Annotated in this window: 17 protein-coding genes; 11 read left to right on the forward strand and 6 right to left on the reverse strand. The window is 41.7% G+C overall.

Annotation, left to right across the window (positions count from 1 at the left end; translation table 11 throughout):
* Positions 1 to 13 precede the first annotated feature (13 nt).
* Entirely contained in the window at positions 14 to 1,240 is a 1,227-nt protein-coding gene (locus B3E00_RS01600) for an OmpP1/FadL family transporter (RefSeq protein ID WP_293936462.1), read from the reverse strand.
* A 147-nt stretch (positions 1,241 to 1,387) separates the two neighbouring features.
* Here B3E00_RS01600 and tpx point away from each other — a divergent pair, with 147 nt between their 5' ends.
* Positions 1,388 to 1,888 carry a thiol peroxidase gene (gene tpx / locus B3E00_RS01605; RefSeq protein ID WP_293883993.1) on the forward strand — a complete coding sequence of 167 codons (501 nt, stop codon included), beginning with the start codon at positions 1,388 to 1,390 and terminating at the stop codon, positions 1,886 to 1,888.
* Positions 1,889 to 1,966: 78 nt separating this feature from the next.
* Here tpx and B3E00_RS01610 read toward each other — a convergent pair whose 3' ends face one another.
* On the reverse strand, positions 1,967 to 3,139 hold the full coding sequence (locus B3E00_RS01610) for a trans-sulfuration enzyme family protein (RefSeq protein ID WP_209578140.1): 1,173 nt from the start codon (positions 3,137 to 3,139) through the stop codon (positions 1,967 to 1,969).
* Between the two features lie 325 nt (positions 3,140 to 3,464).
* Here B3E00_RS01610 and B3E00_RS01615 point away from each other — a divergent pair, with 325 nt between their 5' ends.
* From B3E00_RS01615 to B3E00_RS01635, 5 genes are all read left to right on the forward strand, one after another.
* Entirely contained in the window at positions 3,465 to 5,348 is a 1,884-nt protein-coding gene (locus B3E00_RS01615) for an alpha-L-fucosidase (protein WP_293936464.1), read from the forward strand.
* Positions 5,338 to 7,677, forward strand: coding sequence for a glycoside hydrolase family 95 protein (locus B3E00_RS01620; RefSeq protein WP_293936466.1), 2,340 nt, complete (start codon positions 5,338 to 5,340; stop codon positions 7,675 to 7,677). The genes B3E00_RS01615 and B3E00_RS01620 overlap by 11 nt, the downstream gene beginning before the upstream one ends.
* Positions 7,664 to 8,866, forward strand: coding sequence for a DUF4369 domain-containing protein (locus B3E00_RS01625; protein WP_293936469.1), 1,203 nt, complete (start codon positions 7,664 to 7,666; stop codon positions 8,864 to 8,866). The genes B3E00_RS01620 and B3E00_RS01625 overlap by 14 nt, the downstream gene beginning before the upstream one ends.
* A gap of 65 nt (positions 8,867 to 8,931) precedes the next feature.
* Positions 8,932 to 9,792: a helix-turn-helix domain-containing protein gene (locus tag B3E00_RS01630; RefSeq protein ID WP_209578144.1), complete on the forward strand. Its 861-nt coding sequence runs from the start codon at positions 8,932 to 8,934 to the stop codon at positions 9,790 to 9,792.
* Between the two features lie 250 nt (positions 9,793 to 10,042).
* Positions 10,043 to 11,485 (forward strand): hypothetical protein, encoded by a 1,443-nt coding sequence (locus B3E00_RS01635; RefSeq protein WP_293883983.1) that lies wholly within the window; start codon positions 10,043 to 10,045, stop codon positions 11,483 to 11,485.
* Positions 11,486 to 11,575: 90 nt separating this feature from the next.
* On the opposite strand, the gene B3E00_RS01640 is transcribed toward B3E00_RS01635, so the two are convergent.
* The 4 genes from B3E00_RS01640 to B3E00_RS01655 all read right to left on the reverse strand — a co-directional run bounded on the left by B3E00_RS01640 (position 11,576) and on the right by B3E00_RS01655 (position 15,962).
* Positions 11,576 to 13,045 (reverse strand): glycine--tRNA ligase, encoded by a 1,470-nt coding sequence (locus tag B3E00_RS01640; protein WP_293883981.1) that lies wholly within the window; start codon positions 13,043 to 13,045, stop codon positions 11,576 to 11,578.
* Between the two features lie 32 nt (positions 13,046 to 13,077).
* Complete coding sequence (gene bcp, locus B3E00_RS01645; RefSeq protein ID WP_293883980.1) at positions 13,078 to 13,539, reverse strand: thioredoxin-dependent thiol peroxidase; 462 nt, start codon at positions 13,537 to 13,539, stop codon at positions 13,078 to 13,080.
* A gap of 74 nt (positions 13,540 to 13,613) precedes the next feature.
* The gene (locus tag B3E00_RS01650; RefSeq protein WP_293883979.1) at positions 13,614 to 15,338 is read right to left on the reverse strand and encodes a M23 family metallopeptidase; all 1,725 of its coding nucleotides are present in this window, start codon (positions 15,336 to 15,338) and stop codon (positions 13,614 to 13,616) included.
* Positions 15,339 to 15,350: 12 nt separating this feature from the next.
* The gene (locus B3E00_RS01655; protein WP_293883978.1) at positions 15,351 to 15,962 is read right to left on the reverse strand and encodes a fumarylacetoacetate hydrolase family protein; all 612 of its coding nucleotides are present in this window, start codon (positions 15,960 to 15,962) and stop codon (positions 15,351 to 15,353) included.
* Positions 15,963 to 16,334: 372 nt separating this feature from the next.
* Between B3E00_RS01655 and B3E00_RS01660 the strand changes: the two genes are divergently transcribed.
* From B3E00_RS01660 to B3E00_RS01680, 5 genes are all read left to right on the forward strand, one after another.
* Positions 16,335 to 16,970 (forward strand): DUF6266 family protein, encoded by a 636-nt coding sequence (locus tag B3E00_RS01660; RefSeq protein ID WP_293883977.1) that lies wholly within the window; start codon positions 16,335 to 16,337, stop codon positions 16,968 to 16,970.
* A gap of 36 nt (positions 16,971 to 17,006) precedes the next feature.
* Positions 17,007 to 17,666 carry an HAD family hydrolase gene (locus B3E00_RS01665; RefSeq protein WP_293883975.1) on the forward strand — a complete coding sequence of 220 codons (660 nt, stop codon included), beginning with the start codon at positions 17,007 to 17,009 and terminating at the stop codon, positions 17,664 to 17,666.
* 87 nt (positions 17,667 to 17,753) lie between these two features.
* Entirely contained in the window at positions 17,754 to 18,242 is a 489-nt protein-coding gene (locus B3E00_RS01670) for a gluconate 2-dehydrogenase subunit 3 family protein (protein ID WP_293883973.1), read from the forward strand.
* A gap of 7 nt (positions 18,243 to 18,249) precedes the next feature.
* On the forward strand, positions 18,250 to 19,965 hold the full coding sequence (locus B3E00_RS01675) for a GMC oxidoreductase (RefSeq protein WP_293936472.1): 1,716 nt from the start codon (positions 18,250 to 18,252) through the stop codon (positions 19,963 to 19,965).
* A 403-nt stretch (positions 19,966 to 20,368) separates the two neighbouring features.
* Entirely contained in the window at positions 20,369 to 23,551 is a 3,183-nt protein-coding gene (locus B3E00_RS01680; RefSeq protein WP_293883969.1) for a SusC/RagA family TonB-linked outer membrane protein, read from the forward strand.
* Positions 23,552 to 23,560 lie beyond the last annotated feature (9 nt).

Here is a 23,560-nt window from a genome sequence, read left to right on the forward strand (position 1 = left end):
ATTTGGCTGTTAATTACCATTTATAGCTTACACCAATGCCTGGAGCAAAAATGTTAGTCGCATAAGTCCCCGAAAGACGGCTCTCAATATTGGTTGACTGGCGAGCCATGATGCGCTGATAAGCAAAAGAACCTGTGACGTCAAATTTTGGTGATGGTTTTATTGTAAAACCCCCAGAGATTAAATATCGGGTGTTATCTGGTGTTTCTGGATAAACATAGGCGCTCTGTTGTACTGGAGTGGCGATATAGCCTCCTCCTACACGCAATTGCAAACGGTCGGAGGCAATATACTCCAAACCTGCTTTGATCGATCCTGCTTTATCATAATTTTTTGGCGAATGCGTATCTTGTAAGACAGGCGTATTTTCTTTGTAGTCAAAATCCAGTGCCTTATAAATGTCGTAATTGATTAGTGTTGCATCGATCGCCATTTTTAGCTTTTCCGAAAGCGGGAAGGCTATTCCGGCAGCAAAAGTGGATGGAAGAGGTAACTCAGCACTGAATTTGTTACCCGCAGGAAAATTACTTGCCACCGATTCCGGCACGTCAAAAGTTGCATCCCCATTTTTAAGTTTAGTGACAACTTTCGAGCGGTAACTTAAAGAGATGGAAAATTCATCTTCTAAATTGTAGTGGATACCTACGTTATAGCCTGTACCTGTACCGGTCCCCTTTAAGGTTGCAAGTCCTGCATGACCATCCGGATAGAATACAGGAACTGAATTTTCCAGGTCTACCGTACCGACATTATAGACGAAACCACCACCGACACTAAAATTTTCAGTCAGTTTGAAACTTAATGTAGGTTGAATATAGATTGCGCGTAGCGAAAGGCTAACTAAACTGAATTTACCAACCCAATCCTTTCCCCAATCGACAGCCCCACCATATGGTGTATAAACTCCAATACCGGCTTTCCACCAGGAATTTTTAGGCCCAATTGCAGCAAATACTGAAAAAGGAGTGGATATTTGATTTCTAGTATTGTAAACAACGGTGCTTCCAACCTCTTGAAAGGCAGATTTGTACATGACAGCATTCCCAGCAACGGAAATGGCGTTATGATCCATTTTTGCTAAAGCACCCGGACTATAAAAAATGGAAGACTCATCTAAAAAGTAAGCAGAACCTGCTCCCCCCATTCCCACAGCTTTGGGACTTTGTAGATTCACTTGAGATCCTTGTGCAAACAGGAGTGACGGGCTTGCACAAAGTATTGAGAATAGTAGTTTCTTCATACTAGTGTTTATTTTTGGTTAACATTCCTCTTTCAAATACAATGCTAACATAATAAATGTTTGACTAAAATTAATAAATGTTGTGTAATATTTTTTTTGCTCGTACCTTTAAGTGCAAGGATAACAAAATTAAACGATCATAATTATATGGCTACAATTACATTTAAAGGCACTCCAGTAAATACAAAAGGCAGTTTACCTCAGGTTGGCGAGCAAGCACCTGATTTTAAATTAACTGCAGGCGATCTTTCCGATAAGTCTCTTGCAGACTTTAAAGGAAAAAAAATTGTGTTAAATATTTTTCCTAGTGTCGATACAGGAACTTGTGCTGCTTCTGTACGTGCATTTAATCAAGAGGCTTCTCAGTTGGATAACACGGTCGTATTGTGTATATCCAAAGACTTACCTTTTGCGCAAGGACGTTTTTGTGCAGCAGAAGGTTTAAATAATGTGGTGACATTATCAGAATATAAAGATTCAAACTTTTCTGATGCTTATCAATTGACTATCGCCGATGGTCCTTTGGCAGGTCTGTTGAGCCGTGTGGTCATCACATTGGATGAAAACGGAAAGGTATTGTATGAAGAGCAAGTTGCGGAAATTGCAGACGAGCCCAATTATGCAGCCGCCATCGCTTCCTTGAATTAAAGGTGATGTCAGAACGAATCAAAAACGCCTTCGCAATAAGTGAAGGCGTTTTTGATTTTAAGTGGAGCTTTCTCGCTGTTATTTTGTTTTCTCCAAAGCCTGCAAGATATCGTTAATAATATCTTGTTGATCTTCCAAACCCACCGATAGACGGATACTGCCGGGTTTGATGCCTAAATTTAGGCGCTCATCTTCGGATAGTTTGGAGTGTGTGGTGGAAGCAGGATGCGTAGCGATCGATCTTGAGTCGCCCAGATTGGACGTGTATAAAATCATCTCCAACTGGTCCACAAAAGCTTTTGCGCGCTCGAAGCCTCCCTTGACAACCAACGTTACAATGCCACCACCAGCTTTCATCTGTTTCTTGGCCAGTTCATATTGTGGATGGCTGGGCAAGAATGGATATTTGACATCTTCAATCTCCGGATGGTTTTCCAATGCTTCAGCCAAAGCCAATGCGTTGGAACAATGGCGGTCCATACGGATGCCCAAAGTGTCCAAACTTTTTGATATGATCCAGGCATTGAATGGGGATAACGCCGGACCTGTATGACGGATGAAGAACATCAGTTTGTCGATAAGCGCTTGTTTGCCGACAACAATCCCACCCAAAACACGGCCTTGCCCATCCATATACTTCGTCGCCGAATGGATAACCAGGTCAAATCCATACTGAATGGGTTTCTGAAGATAAGGTGTGGCAAAACAATTGTCGATAGAAAGGATAATATGGGGATATTTCTCTTTGAATTTACCCAACCATTCCAGATCCACCAATTCCAACCCGGGGTTAGAGGGAGATTCTAGAAAGATAATTTTTGTATTGGGCTGGATCGCTTTTTCCCATTCTTCGGGATTTGCTGCATCCACATAAGTCGTGGTCACTCCCCAGCGGGGGAATAGCTCCGTAAATAACTGGTGAGTAGACCCGAATATTGCGCGTGAAGAAACGATATGGTCTCCACTTTCAATAATTCCCGCAAAGGAAGCAAATACGGCCGCCATACCGGACGCAAATGATAAGCCTGCTTCTGCACCTTCCAGAATACACACTTTATTGATGAATTCTGAAGTATTTGGGTTGGCATAACGGGAGTATATCATCGCATCCTCTTCGCCAGCAAAGACCGCCCGACCTTGTTCAGCGCTGTCGAAGATAAAACTTGATGTAAGGTATAAGGGGGTCGAATGTTCGCGAAGTGCAGAACGATCGACCTGTTCACGTATGATTTTAGATTGATCTTGTTTCATGATGTGTAAAGGTACGAGATGAAAATTTTATATCCACATTTTTAAGTAGTGAAATCATTTATTTTCATCAGATTTCCAAGGGTATTTTTCTGCATGTTAAACTTGTTTGCCTGCTCACAGTGGATCATAGTTGCTATTGAATTGCCACAGTTTCAGTCGGACCAAGCGATTGTCGGGTATGCTTAGCGGTATTAACATTCAAGACTTTTTATCCGCGAAGTGATTTTGGGGTTACAATCGTACGCAAATGTTACATACAGCATTTTGTAAAAACTTCTTATCTTAGGGCTTTACAACCTAATTTTCTAGCACATAAATAAAGACTATGTTGACAATCTTGTTATCCTCCATTTTACTTTCCAGCGGAACTGTAGCCAAGTCAGATACTTTAAAAGCTTATGGGGCTTTGCCGACCGAGCGTCAATTAAAGTGGCAGGAGATGGAAACGTATTGTTTGATCCATTATACACCAACAACTTTCCAAAACAAAGAATGGGGTTACGGTGATGCACAGCCTGCGTTGTTTAATCCTTCGGCTTTTGATGCGAACCAAATTGCGCAAGCTGCAGCGGCCGGTGGTTTCCGGGGGCTAATTAGTGTGGCAAAACACCACGATGGATTCTGTTTATGGCCAACCAAGACGACATCTTACAGTATTGCCGCTTCACCATGGAAAAATGGAAAAGGTGATATGGTCAAAGACTTTATGGAGGCGACCCACCGGAATGGGATGAAATTTGGTGTATATCTTTCTGCTTGGGACCGTCACGATGAACGTTACGGTACTCCAGCCTATGCCGATGCGTACAGGCAACAGCTCACTGAACTAATGAGCAATTATGGTCCATTGTTTACCTCTTGGCATGATGGCGCAAATGGTGGGGATGGCTTCTATGGTGGACATGAAGGGAAGCGCATCATCGATCGCACAACTTACTATGAGTGGCATGAAAAAACTTGGCCTATCGTACGTAAATTACAGCCCCAGGCGGTGATTTTTTCAGATATCGGTCCGGATATGCGTTGGGTTGGCAATGAAAGAGGATATGCGGCCGAAACATCATGGGCAACTTTTACGCCCATTGGGTTAAACGGAAAAGTCGCTGTTCCGGGTGCAACAGAATCACACAATGCCGAAACGGGCGACCGTAATGGTAAATATTGGATACCTGCTGAATGTGATGTGCCTCAACGCCCCGGATGGTTTTACCATGAGGAGCAAGATAGCCGCGTAAAAACACCGAACGAACTGTTTGAAATCTACCTGAAATCTGTAGGTAGGGGAGCCTGCATGAACCTGGGCTTAGCACCGATGCCTTCCGGTACATTACATGAGCACGATGTGAAGTCGTTGCAGGCTTTTGGAAAGAAAGTGAAGGAAACTTTCCGTACAAATCTAGCCAAAGGGGCAAGCATTATAGCATCAAATACACGTAATGACGACGGTAAAACCTACGGTACAGCGTTTATTATCGATGACGACCGCTACAGTTATTGGGCAACAGACGATGCCAAAACATCGGCTACGCTAGAAATTAAATTACAATCACCGGCTAAATTTGATCTTATCCAGTTAAGGGAGAATATTAAGCTGGGGCAACGTATCGATAGTGTTTCCGTTGAACAATGGGAAAATAACAGCTGGAAGCCCTTAGCTAAAGCAACAAGCATTGGTGCAAACCGCCTGATCAAATTGGAACAGCCGCAGACTGCAAGTCGATTAAGGCTACATGTTTATGCGCCTGTAGCGATTACGCTTAGTGATTTTGGATTGTATAAGGAATATGATGAGCCATTTGCATTTCGCACGGAAGAAGTTAAAAAGCTACGCGGTTTTCAGATTAAAACCGGCAGATCTAATGCCAATGCCTATATGTTGGATGGAAAGGCGAATACTTTCGCTACAGTTGCCGACCAGGGCGTAATTGTTGTCTCCACAGACAAACCTGTTTCTGGTATCGGCTTCCTTCCTCGTCAAGATGGAAAGCATGTTGGCACACCAACACAGTATCGCATATCTACCAGTGCCGACGGTAAAAAATGGACTGTCGCCAAAGAAGGAGAGTTCTCTAATATTAAAGCAAACCCAATTTTACAACAGGTGTTTTTTGATACCAATAGCGCAACCAAGTTTATCAAATTTGAACCCAAGCAATTTATAGAAGGCAGCGAATTAGCCATAGCAGAATTTGAATTGTATGGTAAATAGAATTTTAATGCTCATCGTGGTATGTGCCAGTCATACCACGATGCTTTTTGCTCAGCAACAGGCGCTTGTACTTTGGTATAATAAGCCCGCTAAAGTCTGGGAAGAAACTTTACCACTGGGAAACGGACTTATCGGCATGATGCCGGATGGCAATCCCCATCAGGAAAAAATTGTACTCAATGAGATCAGCATGTGGTCCGGTAGCCCTGAGGATCCCAATAAGGATGAGGCCTATAAAAATGTCGACGCCATTCAGGCACTACTTAAAGCGGGCAAAAATGATGAGGCCGAAAAGCTGGTCAACGAAACTTTTGTTACGAAAGGAAAGGGTTCTGGATTTGGCAACGGAGCAACTGTACCCTATGGCTGTTATCAACTGTTCGGCGACCTGTTACTGGATTATAAATTGCCAGCCGGAACAGTGGAAGACTACAAACGCTCATTAGACTTAGCGACAGCGTCTGCGCAAACTTCATTTAAAATCAATGGGCAGCAGTTTCAACGAACCTATTATACTTCCTTTGACAAAAATGTTGGACTTATCCAATTGAACCAACCGAAAGATAAAGTACAGACGGTAGACCTATCGTTTCAGCGCCAAGAAAATATCGACCGTTACACCCTACTGAATGATGGAATTCTAATTGAAGGATCATTACCCGATGGAAAAGGTGGTAAAAACCTGAACTTCGTTGGATTAATTCAGGTAAAAGGTAAAAATCTGCAGATCAGCAAAAAAGATCAATTCTTAGAAGTATCGGCAAATGGCAACCTCACAATCTATTTTTCCGCAAGTACTTCCTATTATGGAAAGGATCCATTACCTGTTGTTAAGGCAAATGTGGCAGCGGCAAAAATTGCTGACGAGCAAAAGATATACCGCAACCATCTTGCTGCGTACCAAAAGATGTTCAATCGGGTACAACTTAATCTATTCGGCAATGCAGCCAATGACACTATTCCTACGAATGAACGGATAGCCAATTTCTACAAAAATCCAGTACAGGATCCAGATCTGGCAACGATTTATTACCAATTTGGTAGATATTTGAATATTTCAAGTGCTGCTCCGAAAAGTACAAATTCACTTCCCCCTAATTTGCAGGGCCTATGGGCAAATGAAATCAATACACCCTGGAATGGTGACTATCATCTCAACATCAATGCACAGATGAATCATTGGGGAGTAGAGGTCAACAACCTGACGGAATATCATCGGCCTTTTATCGAGCTGATCAAGCGTATTGCTAAGACGGGTGAACAGACCGCAAAGGCATACTATAATGCACCGGGATGGGTGGTTTATATGATGACCAATGTATGGGGGTATTCTGCTCCGGGCGAGCAAGCTTCCTGGGGAGCTAGTACGGCTTCGGGCTGGCTATGTAATCATCTTTGGGAACATTATCTCTTTACCGGTGATAAAAGTTACCTCAGCGAGATTTATCCGATATTAAGAGGAGCTGCCGTGTTTTACGATCACACGCTTGTTCGAGACCCTAAAACAGGGTGGTGGGTGACGTCGCCGTCGGTATCGCCAGAAAATGCGTTTCGGATGCCCAATGGGAAAGTTGCTGCGGTGGTGATGGGCCCTACAATTGATAACCAGATCGTTCGGGAATTGTATCAGGCGTTGATTCAGGCAGATTCTATTCTTAAAAAGAAAGACATTTTTGTTGATAGCCTCAAATTGAAGTTAAAAAATATTCCACCGCCTGTGGTCGTTAGCGCATCTGGGCGCGTGATGGAGTGGCTGGAGGATTATGAGGAAGTTGAACCTAAACATCGGCACGTATCGCATTTATATGGCCTATATCCAGCAGCATTTATATCGCCACAAACAACGCCCGAATGGGCTGAAGCGGCGCGTCAGACGCTCGCTGTACGTGGGGATGAAGGAACAGGCTGGTCGAGAGCCTGGAAGATATTGTTCTGGGCAAGACTGCAGGATGGAAATCATGCGCTCGAGATTCTAAGACAGCTACTCAAACCGGCATATCGCAATGAAACGACTTACCAAGGTGTTGGAGCGGGCACTTACCCCAATTTGTTCTGCGCGCATCCACCTTTCCAGATAGACGGAAATTTTGGTGGAGCAGCAGGGATTGCCGAGATGCTCATTCAGAGCCACAATGGTTATATCCACCTATTGCCTGCCTTACCCAAAGCTTGGCCAAAAGGGGAAGTTAAAGGTCTCAAGGCCCGAGGAAATTATACCGTAGATATCACATGGGAGAATGGGAAAGTCTCCGCATTGCAGATTAAAGGAAAAAAAGGAAAGATTCGACTATTTGAAAATGGAAATTACAGGGATTATGAAGTGCGTTAACTATGTGTGTTTGATAGCTGTGTTGGCCTTGGGGACAACAAGCTGTTCCCAACGCACAGAATCGGAAAAGAAAGCGGCAATAGCGAAGAGTTTCAGTTACACGATCACCGGAAAAACCACTGCCCCGGATGGGACGCAGGTAAGCCTCGTGGATCACGACAATACATTGCAGCAATTTGTAAAAACGGAGGTCACTAATGGACAATTTGTTCTGGAAGGCGAATTGGCTATGGCGGGATTTTACGATATCCAGATCAAGGGAATGGAACCTTACACGTTAGTTCTCGAAGTTGGAAGCGACTACGAGCTGAACGAAGAACATGGGAAATTTACGTTGATTACATCTTCTTCCAATGCTAAAGATTTTATGCAGTTCAATGCGAAATATCAACAGCGTGAACAGGAAGAAAAAAGTAAAAGCACCAATAAAAGTCAACGGATAAAGCAGCTGGAGGGGCAATTGCCTTCGATGGCAGCAAGAAACGACGGTTCTTATGAAAAAGCGGTGGATGAAATACAGCGGTTGAGCGGCACTGGCGCATTTAACCCACGCACACTTTATGCCGATTTTATTCTCGACAGTACCCACCGTTCCTCCTTGCTATTGCCTTATTTTTTTAAGTACGTATCGCTCGACCAGACAAATTATAAGAAATTTGATGCGGCATTGCAGGGCTTCGATGTTGAACTACAGAAACACCCTTATTTCAAATTTGCCAGGGAAAAGGTCGATAAGGTGAAAGATTTTTATGAAAATATGCCGGTGTTCCCATCGATAACGCCGATGAATGTGCAAAGGGATACGCTGAACCTGAAAGATGTTTCAAAATCAAAAATGTTGATTGCCGCATTTTGGAAAGCATCAAATAGCAATAGTAAAGCTGATATCAAGATGCTTCGGACAAAGGAAGCGCAACTGAATGCCCTAGGGGTAAAGGTTATTTACTTTTCGCTGGATAAGGATCTGGACAAATGGATGAAAGCAAGCAAAGATCTTGCCCTGGGAAAACAGAGTTACTTTTTAAACTACAACGATCAGGCTATGATGGAAAATAATTTTGGGATAGACCGCACACCAAGCTATTTGTGGATTAATCCGGAGACGCTCCAGATCTTATCTTTGAGCGGTGAAGATCCAGCGATGCCACCGTTTCTTGGGAAGGTAAGGGAATTTCTTGTTAAAAATTAACGTTTATTGTCTTAAAAAGCCCTATATTTGAAATAACTGTTTAATATTTGTTATTTCTATACCTAATGAAAGTTGTTCAATTTACAGTTCCGGTAGTTTACCAAGGATCTATTTGTGTGCAGGAAGACATCCTGCCTTCATTTTACAGCAATTACCACCGGCACAAGGAGATCCAGCTGACCTATATTTTAAAGGGGCGGGGAACGTTTATGATCGGCAACTTTACGCACAGTTTCGAGCAGGATGAAATCTATATTGTGGACGCGGATGAACCGCATATGTTCAAAACGGGAGAGGATGTAAAGGATGGTATTCATGCCATCCATATTTTTTTCGACTATGAACATTTTAGATCATTCTTGGACTTCCCTGAATTTGATGATGTCAAGTATTTTTTGGAACACATTAATGTCAGTAAAAAATTGGATGCGGAATATGCTGTAGCATTGAAAGAAAAGTTTGTGCAGATCAATGCAAGTGACGGTATCGATCGGTTGCTGTCGTTGGTAAAGCTGATTAATTTTTTGAGTAAAAAAGTAGATCAATGGACTTCACTGTATACCGGTATCCCACAAAAGAAGTTTTCAGATGCCGAAGGATTGCGGATCAACGAAATATTCCAATATACTTTTCAGCACTTTGGAGACAAGATTTCCCTGGAAGATATCGCTGCGGTAGCACACATGACACCACATGCATTCTGTAAGTATTTTAAAAAGCATACCCGGAAAACCTATGTTACTTTTCTCAATGAAATCCGCATTGAACGCGCCTGTAAAATGTTGATAGATGAATCTTCGGAAAGCGTTTCGAACATAGCATTTAAGACGGGATTTAATAATGTTGTGAATTTTAATCGGGTATTCAAAAAAATAACCAAACTCTCGCCGAGTGAATACCTGCAGGAACACCGCATGCGCGACTAGCGCGTTTGATGTTTCAGCGAGTCGTTCGCAATTGGCAGACACGCATCAGGTCCCATTGGAAGCGCAATTAAACGTGAAAGATGACGTTGATCTTCACTGTACGAATAATCCAGCCAAACTTTGTAAATCAGCGGCGGTATTCCCAAAAAGCAAAAATGAGTTGTAACATTTTGGTTACTATTTTGGATTTAAATAATTTATGAGTTAATTTTATTCTGCCGGTTAATTAACTTATAAATCATTTATATTTATGAAAAGAAAATCCAAGTCAACTTGGGGAATTCTTTCGGGTGTATTCATCCTGGTTTTAGCCGCATTGCCTTCGTGTAAAAAGCATGCAAAACTTCCCGATGAAAACAATGAAACAATTCATGCCGTAAAATTCAAGATCAAGGATTTTGAAACGATTGTTACTCCGCTAAAAAAACAAGCAACAAGCACAAATCGGGCTGCCTTAAGCAAAACCGCTTCCGAAAACGAGTTACTACTGTATCATTGGACCTTTGACAACAGCAACACCATTCCTGAGGCTGCGCTAGATGAAGGTATCTTAATCGATTACAACGATGGAAAGACAGATTATGATTTTCTGGCCGGCTGGCCCACAACGGGGAAAGCCATTAGTTTCAAAGGTGCTAGAGAGATCTTGATTAAAATTCCTACCCAAGGTATTCGTTCCATAGGCAGCTGGGTATTTGATGCAAATAGCTCAAGCACAGGTCCAAGGGCGCTCTTATTGAGTTACTCTTTGGATAAGGGAAATAATTTTTCGCTGCTCTCAGATACCATCAAGTATCCCTCAAATCTATCGTTGTCAGGAAAAGTCGCCGTGAACACCTCTTTGGCAGATATACCCCTAGGGTACAGTAAGGAGCTTTGGTTGAAAATTTCACTATTGGCTGGAAATAGAGATGGTGGAGCCGGTTATAGTGCAACGACAGGCACTTTTAAGATGGATAATTTGATGATTTATGGTCAAGTAAATCCAGAAGCGCTACCCAGCAAATTTTACTATCATGTTTTCGATGCGCATTCAAAGGCAATGGTTACCTCAGGGGTGCTTAACTCGCAGGACGCTTTTGATTTAGAATTGCCGAACGGCACCTACTATCTGAGCCTGATTGCCAAAAATTCAACATTGCCTCTGGTGATGTCGGAGGCCGCTGATTTTGAACACTTCTATGCTACGAATCCTTTTTCTGAACAGTCTGCAGAGTTATTTGCCGGTCGGGATACTTTTGAAGTGAAGGGTGTTACCGAGCGGGTATTGAACTTAAATCGGATCTACAGCGAGGTTAAACTGACATTTACCGACACGGAGGATCTAAGTATAATAGATAGTATACAGGTGGAGCAGCTTCATCCTGCATTTCATTATTATCCCTTTATAGCACGAAGTAATGATCAGCTCGATAAAAGTATGTTGACTATAGTCCCACATTTTACAGCAGAAAATCAAAGTTTTTCTTTCAATCAATTTATGGGCTATTATTTAGAAAACAAGGTCATTAAATATCAGTTCCGCGTTTTCAGGTCAGGTCAGTTACTACGTACATTTGAATTAGGTAGCGAAATCCGAAACAATGTTCAAATACAATTTAAGGGCAAATTGTTGGAATCTGCCCATGGAGCACTGGGTTTCCAGATCTTGAAGAACGAGCGTTGGGATGATCATATTGTGATAGCATACTAAGTAAAGCTTTTTTCATCTACCATCTAGCCTCCCTACATCTATAACAGAAAAAAGGTGTCNNGACACCTTTTTTCTGTTATAGCATTTTGGCTATATTAATTTTTTTAGCATGGTATTCCAACCAGCTAGGTCATTTATTATTTTTTCAAGATCGGCAATGGCAACACGTTCTTGTGCCATAGTATCCCGGTGGCGGATCGTGACAGTGTTGTCTTGCAAAGAATCGTAATCAACTGTGATACAGATCGGCGTTCCGATAGCATCCTGACGACGATAACGTTTTCCGATAGCATCTTTTTCGTCGTACTGAACATTGTAATCCAATTTCAGCGTATTCAATATTTCTCGCGCTTTTTCTGGCAAACCATCTTTTTTGGTTAATGGTAAAATTGCAGCTTTTACCGGAGCCAATGCTGGAGGGAATTTCAATACAACGCGCGAATCTTGTTTTTCTTCCGTAGAAAGATCTTCCGTTACCAGGGCGTTACATAATACAGTTAAGAAAAGGCGGTCCAATCCAATGGACGTTTCAATCACATACGGAATGTAGTTTTGATTGATCTCCGGATCAAAATATTGCATTTTCTTTTTAGAAAATTCCTGATGTTGTTTCAGGTCAAAATCTGTGCGCGAGTGAATACCTTCCACTTCTTTAAAGCCGAATGGGAAGTTGAATTCGATATCAACAGCCGCATTGGCGTAGTGTGCTAGTTTATCGTGATCGTGGTAACGGTAGTTGGAAGGATCGAAGCCTAAAGCCAAATGCCATTTCAGGCGAGTCTCTTTCCATTTATTGTACCATTCCAGTTCCGTGCCTGGGCGGCAGAAAAATTGCATTTCCATTTGCTCGAATTCGCGCATACGCATAATAAACTGACGTGCGATTACTTCATTCCGGAAAGCTTTACCAATTTGGGCAATACCAAAAGGAATTTTCATGCGTCCTGTTTTTTGTACGTTCAGGAAGTTGACGAAAATACCCTGTGCAGTTTCAGGACGAAGGTACACTTGATCTGCACCGTCAGCCATAGCACCCATTTGGGTTGCAAACATCAAATTAAATTGACGTACTTCAGTCCAGTTTTTGGTCCCTGAGACTGGGCATACAATGTTATGTTCTTCAATAATACTTTTCAGAGCGGCTAGATCGTCTGCATTCAATGCGGTATTCAACGACTCTAATAGTGCTGTTGCTTCAGTCGTTTTACCATCAGCTTCATAACGCGCAATTTTATCTTCGATCAATTGATCAGCACGGTAACGTTTTTTTGAATCCTTATTGTCGATCATCGGATCGTTGAATCCATCAACATGACCAGAGGCTTTCCATGTCGTAGGGTGCATGAAAATTGCGGCATCAATACCAACAATGTTTTCGTGCAATTGCACCATGGATTTCCACCAATACGTCTTTAGGTTGTTTTTTAATTCCGAACCTAATTGACCATAATCGTAGACGGCACTTAATCCGTCATATATTTCGCTCGATTGAAATACAAAACCGTATTCCTTCGCGTGTGATACTACACTTTTGAAAAAGTCGTCTGTCTGTTTGCTCATAAGTGGCAAATATAGATATAAGTATTTAGATTTTAAACGCCTAAATCGCGGATCTGCTGAGACGCATTTTTGTTATCTACTTTTTTGATTATATGTTGGATAATACCATCCGCATCAATCACAAAGGTAGTACGTGCTGTGCCCATATACTTTTTGCCATACATATTTTTTTCGACCCATACACCATAAGCCTCGACGAGTTTCATGTCTTCATCGACAAGCAACTGAAAAGGGAGCTCATGTTTACTGATGAATTTTTGATGTGATGCCTCATTGTCCACACTTACGCCTATGATCTCAAAACCATCTTTTTTCAAAGACTGATAATTGTCCCTGAAGTTACAGGCTTCTGTCGTACAGCCAGGTGTATTGTCTTTGGGATAAAAATATAAAATAACTTTTTGCCCTTTAAAATCGGAAAGATGGACGGTCTCGCCATGTTGATTTTTTGCACTGAAATCCGGTGCTTTCTGTCCTGCTTCTAGTGTTGCCATAATACGTTGTATTTAGTCATTTAAGATACGATTAATCTCTTAAAACCGCTGATTTATTACCGAAAATCAGGACTCTATTTCATAAATGAAGCTTCGTATGTCTTTACATTTCCTTTGTTGTCTTTCACTTCAAGTTTAAAGTCGTGTCTGCCGCTGCTGAGGTCTGGTTCGAAGTCATGCCAGATATGTCTTGTTTTAGGATCATATTTCATTAACGCCCATTTCCCATCAATATAAGCGTCAAAAGTAGCTATACCCGATAGATTGTCGCTGATGGTAAAATCGATGGAGCGTTGATTAGATACATTCTTGCCGTCAGTCAGGTTACGCGCAATGATATTCGGTGCAATGGTATCGACAGCGATGTAAAAACCACCAAATTCGCGTACATTGGCTACCACCCAGCCGTTCTCATATTTACCCCCTTGTGCACCGCCATCAGAAGAAACGATCAAGGCTTTGTCATACAGGTTTTCAGACAGGGTGTAGTCGGGTTTGATCATGAGCTTGTAGTATCCGAAGACCGGTGTATACACGTTGTGGATATAGTGCATTGCCGAGTAACCCCTTGCTGGTTTTGCTCCTTGTGTATAATTGAAGTAAAGGTCGTCATACAAGATGTTTTTGCCCATGTAAATACGCGCGTTCTCGGCTTCATATTTGTTTTCGTCGGCATAGTGAAACATTTTAAGGCCCTTCGCAGTTGGGCGGCTGATTGACAGCGACAGATTGTTTTGTACCTTAAAATTCAATTCACTCGTATTCCCTTGAACATCTTTAACCACATATTTTACATCATGGACCTCATTGTCTTTCAACGTTATTTTACCGAGGTTATCCAAGTTTTTAAAGATGTTGATCGGGTTGTTTGGATCTTTGAAGCTCTTTTGCACGCGTACCCCCGACTTTTTTAAGTAAGGGTAGTCTACGTAGGACTGTATCGCACGGGTCTGATCAAAAGGAATGGATTCGAACAGTACCGTGCTGATGTTTTTATTATCCAAAAATAGTTCAATCGAATACACGCCATACGTAAAGGAGATGCCTCTCCGTTTATCAACGGTGTTGATTCCTAATCCAAAGGTGCCATTCACAGGTATCGGCGCTGTACTCGCTAAGCTATAGGTACCATTGCCGGCCGACTTGATCGTTTGATGTCTTCGAGGAGTATTTTCGTCGAATATTTCGGAACCTAAATCGTAGACCGTCATACCGCGGATAATCGGTTTTACACCGTCTGGAAACAACAGGCCAAACAATTGCGGATTAAGCGGCAATTGTGCTTTTGTATCCCGGATCTCGAAATGAAGATGTGGGCCAGCTGAACCACCGGTATTTCCTGAATTGGCAATAAATTCACCTTTTCTTACAGGAACTTGGTTGGGTTTGAGAAATACATCGACATCAAAACGTTTTTGTTTGTACTGCTCATCTTTGACGATTTTCGCAAGATCCGAATTGAAACTTTCGAGGTGCATGTACACAGAAGTATAACCATTCGGATGATCAATGTAAACATAATTGCCCCCACCACCAATTTGTACCCGTACACGGGATACAAAACCTTCTGCTGCCGCGTGTACAGGTATATTTATACGTTGTTGTGTACGGTAATCGTCTCCGCCATGAAAATGCGTCGCGCGCAATTCGCCAAACGATCCCGAAGCCTGCGGAGGAATATCCATCGGGCGGACAAAATAATTCTGTGGATAATTGCGGCTTTTGATAATATCTTGTCCCTTGATTAGACCTGTCATGCAGGCCAGCAGGGAGAGCATTGCTGTCGTTTTTTTTATCATGCTATTTCCCAGCTATTTGATTTTACAGCTAAACATCTTCTGTTCGCCAATGAAACCTTCCAATAAATCGCCGATGGCTACAGATCCGACACCAACTGGAGTTCCGGTGTAAATGAGGTCACCTTTGCGTAGGGTAATAAATTTGGAGGTGTAGACAATCAGATCTTCGTAGGAAAATATCATGTCCTTGGTATTTCCCTGTTGAACTGTTTGCCCATTTTGCTGCAGGGAGAAATCAATCGAATTTACTTCCGCAAATTCTTCTTTAGGAATCAAGTTGCTGATGACTGCCGAATGGTCAAATGCTTTTGCCAATTCCCAGGGAAGGCTTTTTGCTTTTAATTCTTGCTGTACATCCCTGGCGGTAAAGTCAATCCCCAGGCCGACAGCATCGAAATAAGTTGATGCAAATTTTGGTGTCACATGTTTTCCTTCCTTACATATCCGAAGGACGACTTCGGTTTCAAACTGGATATTTTTTGAAAATTCAGGATAATAGAAATCTTTGTTATCCTTTAACACCGCAGTATCAGGTTTTAAAAATATAATGGGAGTTTCAGGGACTGGATTATTGAGTTCTTTAGCGTGGTCGATGTAATTGCGACCGATAGCAATTATTTTCATGATATAAATTTTTAAGGCGATGAAGCTTTTAGATTTCTTAGCGAACACTTAAGCTCGACGTCCATCGCATATCTCTGTTAAGCGGTATTCCTTCTGTATAGCTCACTTCAACAAACTTAGTAAATGTCCAAACCTTATCCAAAAATGATGATAAACAACCTATATTATCCACTAAGTCAAATGGTCTATTTGCATAGGGTTTAGTTAGGGTTTGTTTAGGGTTTAGTTAGGGTTTGTTTAGGTATAGCCTAATTAAAACCTAACTTAAACCTATCTAAATTCTAATTTATTACTAAACTAAGTCAAACATTGATGGCTATTATTTGTTAGGCTGTAAAATAGATTATAGCATTACAATAAAAAGGTTTAAAAATGGCAATATTAGAAGATGGTCCGAATGGTGGTTTTCGTGGTAAAGTGGGCTCAGTCTATGGTTATAACCTCAATGGCAAATGGGTGATACGCGGTTCACGTAGAAAGAGTTCCAAACCTCCAACTCACGCGCAATTGACACATCGTGAAAAAATGAAATTGGCCGGTAAGTTTTGTGGTTGGATAAAGCCTATTGTGAACTTTGGGTATCAATTTGAAGAATCTAAAAAATCGGGGCTTGGGAAATTTCAGCTTGCACAACAGCAGATTCTCAAAAACGCGATTGATTTGGATGTCGAAAATAGACCTGTTATTAATATGGAAAAAGTGCAGGTATTTGTCGGGGAGCTCATGTCACCCGAAGGTGTTGAGGCTCGATGGGAGGATGATCTGCTGAAATTACACTGGATACCGAATCCGAAATACAGGGATAGCACTTTTAAATTAAATTTGGCCTTGGTCAGTTTGGATAGGGAGGGGGATCTCAAAATGGCTATCGCGGATGCATGGCAGGGTGAATGTACGGTTGAGATCCCGAGATTTAAAATGGACAAATTTGATTATCATGTCTACATCGGTTTTTGGGATACCTATCAAGGTGTACTCTCCAATTCGACCTATTGCGGTGTCATTTAATAGGATTTTTCAGCCTACTTGTGTATCTTTAACACTATGGATAAAATTAAGGCAGTGTTATTTGACCTAGACGGAACGTTGATTGATTCGGAATATTTCTATTTCAAAAATTGGGCGCCGATATTAAAGGATGAATTTAATTTAGTGATCAGCTACGAAGATTGGATTCGTGATTTTGCAGGGCATACTTTAGCACATAATGTCAAGCGATTGGTCGATGACTACGGCTACGATACGACGGAAGAATATATGTGGAAGCGTACACGTGCAGCTTATGCCGATTCCAACATGAGCGACATAGAATTGATGCCGGATGCCCGGGAAATCTTAACGTTTTTGAAAGAGAGCGGCATTCATATCGGACTTGTCACCTCCAGTTTCCGCAGTACGGTAGATACGGTTTTGGGTAAACATGGGCTTTTGGATTATTTTGAATTTTTCGTTACCCGTGAGTGCGTCGAATTTCCCAAGCCTAATCCGGAGCCATACCGTTTGGCATTGACGAACTTAAACTTAGCAGCGGATAGTTGTGTGGCTATTGAGGATACGATAACTGGAAGCAAATCGGCTTTGGGCGCGGGTATGCGGTTGATTGCGGTGACGAAACAGGAGGTAGAACGTGCTAGACTAACAGCTGTGGATAACATTGTGGAAAACTTATCTGAAGCAAAAGCGCTGTTATCACAATGGATTTAAGGATTGCCGGATAATTTAATCGTTTTAGCATTTGTATTTTTATTTGGATATACGTAATATTACCGAATTGTAAATGGAATTCTGATTATGAACCGAAGAACCGCGATAAAGCAATTTTTCATTGTAGCAGGCGGACTGACAATCTTGTCGTCCTGTCTGAATGATGGTGGTGCATCCATTGTATTGAATAAGCTGAAGATTTCGGCGGAGGATGAGCAGTTTTTGGGCAATCTCGCCGACGTATTGATTCCCAAATCGGATACACCGGGAGGAAAGGATCTGAATCTGCATCTTTTTGTCATCAAAATGGTGGACGATTGTGAGTCGCCAGAAAATCAGGCTAAATTTGTTGCAGGTTTCAACGCATTGAAGAAGCGGTTAAATTTAGCAAATGGTCCAGAGACTGCGGCCACATTGATGGCGTTAAAAGACCAAACCGACGAGAAGGCTTTTTTTGAAACTTTCAAATCACGTGCAATTCAGGGGTATATGAACTCAGAATATGTGATGAAGAATAAGGTGATCTATAGACTTATTCCGGGTCCGTATAATGGTGAGGTAAAAGTTAAGGCGTAAATAGCACATGGCAAACTTAAATATTGACAGTGAAAAAAACAGGACCTACGATGCTATTGTAATCGGTTCTGGAATTAGCGGGGGATGGTCCGCGAAAGAGTTGTGCGAGAAGGGGTTAAAAACATTGGTGTTGGAACGTGGACGTGATGTTCAGCATATTAAAGATTACCCAACCACCAATATGATGCCCTGGGAGTTTGAGCATCGGAACGAAATGCCTTTCAAAGTAAAGGAAGAAAATCCAGTCGTCAGCAAATGTTATGCATTTCATGAAGATTCAGCACATTTTTTTGTGAAGGACAAAGAGCACCCGTATATTCAGGAGAAACCTTTCGACTGGATCAGGGGATACCAGGTGGGCGGTAAATCGCTATTATGGGCGAGACAGACACAACGTTGGTCTGACTTTGATTTCGAAGGCCCTGCCAGAGATGGTTTTGCTGTAGATTGGCCGATACGTTACGCCGATTTAGCACCTTGGTACAGTTACGTCGAAAAATTTGCCGGTATTGCTGGAAACCACGATGGACTTCCAGAATTGCCAGATGGTGAGTTTCTGCCCGGGTACCCCTTAAATATTGTTGAAAAGTATTTTAAAGAAAGCGTTCAAAAGAGATTTCCGGAACGCAAGGTGATTTCAGCACGCTGTGCACATCTCTCTAAACCCAATCCCATTCACATCGAGCAGGGACGCGTACAGTGTCAAAATCGGGTACTTTGCCAGCGCGGATGCCCTTTTGGTGGATATTTCAGTTCGAATGCCACGACAATTCCTTGGGCCGCAAAGACCGGAAATATGACCTTACGACCATTTTCTGTAGTTCACTCCATCCTGTATGATGAACAAAAAGGAAAAGCCGTGGGCGTACGTGTGATTGATACCAATACAAAAGAAGAGATTGATTTTTATGCTAAGCTGATTTTTGTCAATGCGGCGGCAATTAATACAAATTTGATCTTATTGAATTCTAAGTCCAACCGCTTTCCAAATGGTTTGGGTAACGATAGTGGCGTTTTAGGCAAATACGTCGCCTTTCATAATTATAGTGCTCGTATCTATGCAGAATATGAAGGACTGTTGGATTTTAAAACCGAAGGGCGGAATCCCGCGGGTGGGGGATATATTCCACGTTTCAGGAACTTGCATAAACAGGAGACCGACTTTTTAAGGGGGTATGCTGCCGGATTCGGAGCTTCGCGCGGTAAACAGTCCGATCGTTCGGGTTTAGGACTTGATCTGAAAAGTAATTTGTTAAATCCCAAATTAGGTGTGTGGCAGGTGGGATCTCACATGATGGGTGAAACCATACCAAAAGAATCGGGGATGGTTTCATTAGACAGTAGTAAAAAAGATGACTGGGGCATTCCGCTATTAAAAATTGCTGTCGATTATGATGAGAACGATGAAAAAATGAAAAATGATTACATCGCTGTCATGACGGAAATGTTTACAGATGCTGGCTTCACAAATATTCGTCCGGATACACACTGGCAGGCTCCAGGTTTGGATATTCATGAAATGGGCGGTGCACGTATGGGACACGATCCGAAGACTTCGGTATTGAACAAATGGAATCAAATGCATGCGGTGAAAAATGTATTTGTCACTGATGGTGCCAGTATGACGTCTACATCAACACAAAATCCTTCATTGACGTATATGGCATTTTCGGCACGGGCTGTCGATTATGCGATCAGCGAAATGAAAAAAGGAAATATCTAAAAGTGCGGTATTGGAGGAAGATTTTTTTTTAAAAATCTTCCTCCAATAAAAATAAAATGTTATCTTTCCAACTGGATAACATGTTACAACCAAGAAACAATAACCAAAAGAAAGACAAAAATTTATAGACAATTAAAAAACCAAAATTGGGAAACCAAAAAATTTTTACAACAAAAGCAAAAGCGATTTAGCTAATTTATTGCGAATTCTGTGAGACAATAATTCCATAGATATTTAGACCTGATGCTATTTATTTTATCGTAAATGAACGCAAAAGGAATCTAATAGGCAATTTTTCAAGCAGTAGATTGCAAAAAAACATCAATTAAGGGAAACTAAATTAAACTAGACGTTCTAAGCTTCATTTTGCTAAAACGTTTTTATAAACCAAATCACTATTAATATGAGCAAAGTTGACGTAAAATCACTTGCGCAGCTTGGGAAAAAATCAAAACTATTTTTCTCATTAGCTGTCATTGCTGGTACTTTCCAACAAGCCAATGCCGCAGTCGCAACTTCATTCAAGTACGAGGGCAAATCCGTCGTGAAAGAGATGAGCCATTTGCAGCAACAAGTTAAAGGGAAAGTATTGGATGCTACCGGAAAGCCAATTTCGGGAGTGAACATCGCCGTTAAAGGTACTTCAAAGGGTACGCAATCCGATGCCTTGGGTAATTTTACACTAGATGCTAAATCGGGGGATGTACTGGTAGTTTCTTCCGTTGGTTACAAAGCCAAAGAAGTCACTGTTTCCGGTACAACAGTTTCCGTGCAATTAGACGATGATCAAAGTCAATTGGACGAAGTTGTCGTTGTAGGGTACGGTACCATGCGTAAATCGGATGTAACGGGGTCTATTGCGATGGTTAAAGGAGCCGACCTGATTAAAGATCAAAGTTTCAGTGCTTTAGATGCCTTGAGAGGCAAAGCTTCGGGGGTAAATATCTTTTCGAATTCAAGCCAACCTGGTGCTAATGCGAATAGAGTTGTTATTCGTGGTGTAGCAACGATCAATTCTTCTTCCAACCCATTATATGTAGTTGATGGAGTCGTGATGGAAGATTTCAATTTGTTGAATCCGAATGATATTGAAAACATAGAGGTTTTAAAAGATGCTTCTTCTGCGGCAATCTACGGTGCGCGCGGAGCAAATGGTGTTATCTTGGTAACCACAAAACGTGGAAACAAAGATGGATCTCGAACGATTAGCTATCAAGGATCGGCGGGTGTTAGCTCGGCTCAGCGATACATGGATTTGCTCAATGCACAGGAATGGGTGGATGCCTTTATGATTGGGTTGGAAAATGAAAATAAGTACCAAGGAAAGTCATGGTCTTTAGATAAAAAGACGTGGTTTAATGATGCAGACTATTTTGATGCAAACGGCAATCCACTGTATGATACCGATTGGCAACGCGAGGCAACCCGTACGGCCATTTCACATAACCACCAATTAAATGTGCAACAAGGTGATGAAAAATCATCTGTTGGTGCATTTTTGAATTATACGGATCAACAGGGAATCATGAACAATACCTGGAATAAGCGGATCAATGCAAAAATGGCTTATGATGCAAAACCGACAACATGGCTCTCTACAGCAATTAATTTAACCGTCAATCACACCTGGGGGCGTTATACGCCGGAAGACGGTGGTGGACAGGAAGCGCGTCGTACCATGATCGAGATGATTCCTTGGTATCCTGTTTATGATAAAAATGGACTCTATACAAATTCTGCATCGTCTACGGTAGCCGAAAAATTAAGTTTTGAAGGAATGGCCAATCCGGTTTCCATTTTGGATTTGCAAAAACGCCTACGCTACAATACACAGATTTTTGGAAATGCGGCATTAACGTTTCATCTGGCCGATGGATTGGATTTGAAAACGCAATTGGGGATTGATCACCATAGAAAAGACTATAAAGGATACTCTTCAAAATTATTAAATAATATTTCCAGACCAAATGGCTGGGCAGAACGTTCGCATACGAATACGCTGTATTGGCAGGAAGAAACCTATCTGACCTATAATAAGCAATTTGATAAACATCGCATCAATGCGATGGCAGGTCTGTCGTGGCAAAAGAAGACCTATGACTACGATAAAATGCGGACGGAAGGATTCCCAGATGATTTCTATGAGTATAATCGAATGAACCTAGGTGTAACGCCAGCTACGCCTGAATCATTCTACAATGATTGGGCGATGAATTCGTATTTCTTGCGGGCAGCATACTCGTATGATAATCGCTACTCTGCAACAGTTACAAGTCGTTATGATGGTTCATCGAAATTTGGCAAGAACAATAAATATGCATTTTTCCCTTCATTAGGTTTGGCTTGGAATGTGTCCAACGAGGAATTTTTAAAGGATAGTCAGACCATTAGCAACTTGAAGCTGCATACAAGTTACGGTTTGACAGGGAACTCTGAAATTGATCCTTATAGATCGTTATCAATCGTAGATGCTGGTACAATTTTATTAAATAATACACGGGCGCCCTGGTCTTATGTCAGCACGATTTCAAATGAAGATTTAAAGTGGGAGAAAACTGCACAGTTTGATGTTGGGGTGGAATTGGGTTTACTTCAAAATCGTCTAAATTTTGATGTTTCTTATTACCGTCGAAAAACAACAGACCTACTGTTGGAGACACCGATACCAAGAGCGACCGGTTTCAAATCCGTCATGAAAAATATCGGCGCCGTACAAAATCAAGGTCTGGATATGATGATTACCGGTACGATTGTGACCAATGAGAATTTTGATTGGAAAGCATCGTTGAACGCCAACTACAACAAGAATAAGGTATTGAAATTGGGGGAGAACAATGCAGATATCTTAAAGAATGATTGGGTCGGTGGTGCAAATAGTGTGATCCGCGTTGGCGAAAACCTCAACAGCTTCTACGGCTATAGAAGGTTAGGTGTCTACACGAAAGCAGATGTTGATGCTGGAAACGCTACGGTGAAGCAAATTGGCCGTGCAAAACGCACAACCGAGAAAGAAATTATCGGTAAAGGTCTACCAGATTGGACCGGTAGCTTAATCAACAACTTGCGTTATAAAAACTTCGACTTTACGTTAGATCTACAATTTGTGAAGGGAGTGGATGTCATGCAACAATTCTTCCATTCAACGTATGATCGTTTTGGTATTACCAATGGTCTAAAAGAAATCCTGACGGATGCGTATAACGGTTCAAATCCGGATACCAAACAACAGGCGATCTACCTGACCAATGGAGGGCATGCTGGTCAGGACACCAATGTGGACGATGCTTGGGTTGCGGATGGTTCTTATGTGCGTGTAAATTTGATACAATTTGGCTATACGTTTAATTCGGACGTACTAAAGCGCATAGGATTATCCAGATTACGTGTTTATGCGAATGCAAATAATCCATTCTTATTCACATCAAAAGATTTTAAAGGTTACGACCCGGAAAGTACTTCTCAGTATGATCCAGAAATGACTTCTCAATTTACTGCACAAGGGAATGGAAAATTTGGACAAAACATGACCTTTTTCTCCTATCCTAGAGCGAAAACATTCTCTTTGGGTGTTAATGTTACATTTTAATGCATAGAA

The sequence above is a fragment of the Sphingobacterium sp. UBA5996 genome (assembly GCF_002429765.1).
GTDB lineage: Bacteria > Bacteroidota > Bacteroidia > Sphingobacteriales > Sphingobacteriaceae > Sphingobacterium.